Source organism: Streptomyces turgidiscabies Car8 (assembly GCF_000331005.1).
Taxonomy (GTDB): domain Bacteria; phylum Actinomycetota; class Actinomycetes; order Streptomycetales; family Streptomycetaceae; genus Streptomyces; species Streptomyces turgidiscabies.
Genome location: NZ_AEJB01000011.1, coordinates 1 through 4,431, shown reverse-complemented (window position 1 = coordinate 4,431; position 4,431 = coordinate 1). Strand labels below are relative to the sequence as shown.

Genomic DNA, 4,431 nt, shown 5'->3' with positions numbered 1-4,431 from the left:
CAACGCTTCGGGAAACGCATCAGACCTGCGTTGACGCCGCCAAAGACGCAGGATTCCTGCGCGGACACGCAATCGTTGTCGCTTGTCGAGCGTCGGGCTCAGTTCCTACCGTGGTGTCATCCCACTGGAACATTGCAGGAAGCGGAGGAACCCCTCTGTGCCCGAAAGCCGTGTGCCGCGCCCCCGGCGCTTTCTCGTCTGTGAACCCAGACATTTCGCCGTGCAGTACGCGATCAACCCCTGGATGAACCCCGACACCAGGGTGGATGTGGACCTGGCCCAGGAGCAGTGGCGCTCACTCATCAGCGCCTACCGCGCCCATGGCCACACCGTGGACACCGTGGAGCCGGTCGCCGGCCTGCCCGACATGGTGTTCGCGGCGAACTCGGCGGTCGTCGTCGACGGCCGTGTCTTCGGCTCCTCCTTCCACGCCCCCGAGCGCCGCCCGGAGTCGACCGCGTACGAGACGTGGTTCAAGTCTGCGGGCTTCGACGTGTACCGCCCCGAGTCGGTGTGCGAGGGCGAGGGCGACCTGATCCCGGCCGGCCGCTGGATCCTGGCGGGCACGGGCTTCCGTACGACCCGTGAGGCCCATCACGAGGTGCAGGAGTACTTCGGTGTCCCGGTGATCGGCCTCAAGCTGACGGACCCGTACTTCTACCACCTGGACACCGCGCTGTTCGTCCTCGACGAGAGCAACATCGCGTACTACCCGGACGCGTTCTCGCCGGGCAGCCGTGAGGTGCTGGCCCGGCTGTATCCGGACGCGGTCGTCGCGACCCGCGAGGACGCGATGACCTTCGGGCTGAACTCGGTCTCGGACGGCCACCACGTCTTCATCGACCCGGGTGCCACGGCCCTCGCCGCCGAACTGGCGCGTCACGGCTATCTTCCCGTCCCCGTCGACCTGTCGGAGTTCCGCAAGGCCGGCGGCGGCATCAAGTGCTGCACTCAGGAGATCCGCTCATGACCGCACTCACGGACACGAACACGGGCGCAGGCACGGGCACGGGCGCACCCGGCTCCGCGGATCTGATCCGCGCCGAGGAACCGGTCCTCGCGCACAACTACCACCCGCTGCCCGTGGTGGTGGCCCGCGCCGAGGGCGCCTGGGTCGAGGACGTCGAGGGCCGCCGCTACCTGGACATGCTGGCCGGCTACTCGGCCCTCAACTTCGGCCACCGCCACCCCGCGCTGATCGAGGCGGCACACCGCCAGCTGGACCGTCTCACCCTCACGTCCCGCGCCTTCCACAACGACCGACTCGCCCAGTTCGCCACCTCCCTGGCCGAGTTGACGGGCCTGGACATGGTCCTGCCGATGAACACCGGCGCGGAGGCGGTCGAGAGCGCCGTCAAGGTGGCCCGCAAGTGGGCGTACGACGTGAAGGGCGTGCCCGCCGACCGGGCGACGATCGTGGTGGCGGCGGACAACTTCCACGGCCGTACGACGACGATCGTCAGCTTCTCGACCGACGAGACGGCGAGGGCGGGCTTCGGCCCGTTCACGCCGGGCTTCCGGATCGTCCCCTACAACGACCTGGCGGCCCTGGAGGAGGCGATCGACGAGACAACGGCGGCGGTCCTCCTGGAGCCCATCCAGGGCGAGGCGGGCGTCCTCATCCCGGACGACGGCTATCTGACCGGCGTACGCGAACTGACGCGCCGCAAGGGCTGCCTCTTCATCGCCGACGAGATCCAGTCGGGCCTGGGCCGCACCGGGCGCACGCTGGCGGTCGACCACGAGGGCGTCGTCCCGGACATGCTGCTCCTCGGCAAGGCCCTGGGCGGGGGCATCGTGCCGGTGTCGGCGGTGGTCGCCCGCCGGGACGTCCTCGGCGTGCTGCGCCCGGGCGAACACGGCTCGACGTTCGGCGGCAACCCGCTGGCCGCGGCGGTCGGCCAGGCGGTCGTCGAACTGCTGGAGACCGGCGAATTCCAGCGCAGGGCGGCCGAGTTGGGAATCGTCCTGCGCGACGGCCTGACCGGGCTGGTCGGCAAGGGCGTCGTCGGATTCCGGGCGCGCGGGCTGTGGGCGGGCGTCGACATCGACCCGGCCATCGGGACCGGGCGGGAGATCAGTGAGCGTCTGATGCGGGAGGGGATCCTCGTCAAGGACACCCACGGCTCGACGATCCGGCTGGCGCCGCCGCTGACGGTCACCGGGGAGGAACTGGAGACGGCGCTGGGCACGCTGGAGCGGGTGCTGACGCAGGGAGCCTGACAGCGGACGGCACGGCGGCGGCTCTGCCCAGCCCTCACCCGGGCGGCGGGCGGTCCTGCCGCCGTGCCGTCCGGGCAGGCAGGCAGGCAGGCAGGCAGGCAGCGGGCTGACGCGCACTTGCCTGGCGGAGCGCACTTGCTTAGGGCGGCTTCGCGGAGCTGGACCGCATGTGGAGGTGGGTTTCAAGCATCTCGACGAGGTCCTTCCGGACAGTATCTGAGGCTGATCACCCCCGTTACAGGCGGCCGCCTCGGCACATACACTGACGTCCCGACGCGCACCCCGTTGACCTGCGTTGACCTGCATTGATCTGAGGAGCGACCCCCTTGTTCTACTACGTACTCAAATACGTGCTGCTCGGGCCGCTGCTGAGACTCGTCTTCCGGCCCCGGATCGAGGGGCTCGAAAACGTGCCGTCGTCGGGCGCCGCCATCGTCGCCGGCAATCATCTGTCGTTCTCGGACCACTTCCTCATGCCCGCGATCCTCAAGCGGCGCATCACCTTCCTCGCGAAGGCCGAGTACTTCACCGGGCCCGGGATCAAGGGGCGGCTGACCGCGTACTTCTTCCGCAGCGCCGGGCAGATCCCGGTGGACCGGTCCGGCAAGGAGGCCGGGCAGGCGGCGATCCGGGAGGGGCTCGGGGTGCTGAGCAAGGACGAGCTGCTCGGCATCTATCCGGAGGGCACCCGGTCGCACGACGGGCGGCTGTACAAGGGCAAGGTCGGGGTCGCCGTGATGGCGCTCAGGGCCCAGGTGCCCGTCATTCCGTGCGCGATGATCGGCACGTTCGAGGCGCAGCCGCCTGGGAAGGTCATCCCGAACATCCATCCGGTGGGGATCCGCTTCGGCAAGCCCCTCGACTTCTCCCGCTATGAGGGGATGGAAGGCGAGAAGGCGGTGCTGCGGGCCATCACCGACGAGATCATGTACGCCATCCTCTCCCTCTCCGAGCAGGAGTACGTCGACCAGTACGCGGCCGTCGCCAAAAAGGAGGAGGCCGAGAAGAAGGCCGCCGAGAAGAAGGCGGAGAAGGAACAGCGGGGGCGCAAGTTCCCGCGTATGCCGCTCAGTTGAAACGCCTGGGTGAAGTGCCCGGGTACTCGGCCGTGGCCGTGGTCTGCTCGTAGCTAATACCCGCCGGAACTGCCGGGCCCAGCGGTTACCGTCGCTCCATGAGACGAGCTGTGGTGATCGGGGCGACGGGGCAGATCGGGCGGGTGGCCGTGAGGGCGCTCGCCCGGGACGGGTGGGAGGTGACCGCCGTCTCACGGGGCGGTGGGCGGGACGCGGAGTGGCCGGACGAGGTGCGGGTCACGGCCGCCGACCGGGCCGACGACGCGGCGCTCGCGGCTGTCGTGGGCGACGGATGTGACGTGCTCGTGGACATGGTGGCCTACGGGCCCGAGCACGCACGGCAGTTGACCGGTCTCGCGGGCCGGGTCGGGTCGGCCGTGGTGATCTCCAGTGTGTCCGTGTACGAGGACGCCAAGGGCCGGAACTTCGACACGCAGGAGGAGCCCGACGGCTTCCCCGAGTACCCCGTGCCCATCCCCGAGGAGCAGCGCACGGTGCGGCCGGGCGAGGACTCGTACAGCGCCCGGAAGGCCGGCCTCGAACGTGAACTCCTCGCCGTCGGCGACAAGTTGCCGACCACGCTGCTGCGGGCGGGCGCGATCCACGGGCCGTACTGCCGTACCCCGCGCGAGCTGTACTTCGTCAAGCGCAACCTGGACGGGCGGCGCCGACGCGTCCTTCCCTACGGAGGCGCGAGTCGCTTCCATCCGGCGAGCGTCCACAATATCGCCGAGCTGATCCGGCTGGCCGCCGCACGTCCGGGTACCCGGGCCCTGAACGCCGTGGATGCCGAGGCGCCGACGGTGGCGGAGATCGCGGGGGCCATCGACGCCGTGATGGGGGTCGAGGGGGAGAACGTTCTCGTGGACGGTCCGCCGCCGGCGCCCACCGTGGGTGACACCCCCTGGTCGGTACCGGTCCCCGTGGTGTCCGACATGTCCGCCGCGGAACGGGAGTTGGGGTACCGGCCCGTGATCACGTACGCGGAGAGCCTGCCCGAGACCGTCGCCTGGATCGAGGATCGGCTGGCCGGGCGGGACTGGCGGGAGGCGTATCCCAAGATGTTCGCGACGTACGGCGACCTCTTCGACTACGCGGCGGAGGACGCCTGGCTCGCGTGACGGACCCGCGA

General features: G+C 69.9%; 4 protein-coding genes. All 4 read left to right on the top strand.

The features are described 5' to 3' along the window. The first annotated feature begins 157 nt into the window (after positions 1-157). The 4 genes from ddaH to STRTUCAR8_RS00545 all read left to right on the top strand — a co-directional run bounded on the left by ddaH (position 158) and on the right by STRTUCAR8_RS00545 (position 4,420). A complete protein-coding gene (ddaH, locus tag STRTUCAR8_RS00560; RefSeq protein WP_006373396.1) occupies positions 158-970 on the top strand; it encodes a dimethylargininase in 813 nt (270 codons plus the stop codon). Further along, positions 967-2,223, top strand: a complete 1,257-nt coding sequence (gene rocD / locus STRTUCAR8_RS00555) for an ornithine--oxo-acid transaminase (protein ID WP_006373400.1) — start codon at positions 967-969, stop codon at positions 2,221-2,223. The genes ddaH and rocD overlap by 4 nt, the downstream gene beginning before the upstream one ends. A 326-nt stretch (positions 2,224-2,549) precedes the next feature. Further along, positions 2,550-3,299, top strand: a complete 750-nt coding sequence (locus tag STRTUCAR8_RS00550; protein WP_006373398.1) for a lysophospholipid acyltransferase family protein — start codon at positions 2,550-2,552, stop codon at positions 3,297-3,299. Between the two features lie 110 nt (positions 3,300-3,409). Continuing rightward, positions 3,410-4,420, top strand: a complete 1,011-nt coding sequence (locus STRTUCAR8_RS00545; protein WP_006373399.1) for an NAD-dependent epimerase/dehydratase family protein — start codon at positions 3,410-3,412, stop codon at positions 4,418-4,420. Positions 4,421-4,431: the final 11 nt, after the last annotated feature.

What these genes read in the sequence shown, in the direction of transcription:
- rocD (WP_006373400.1), top strand. Translation starts at nt 967, where the DNA reads ATGACCGCACTCACGGACACGAACACGGGCGCAGGCACGGGCACGGGC.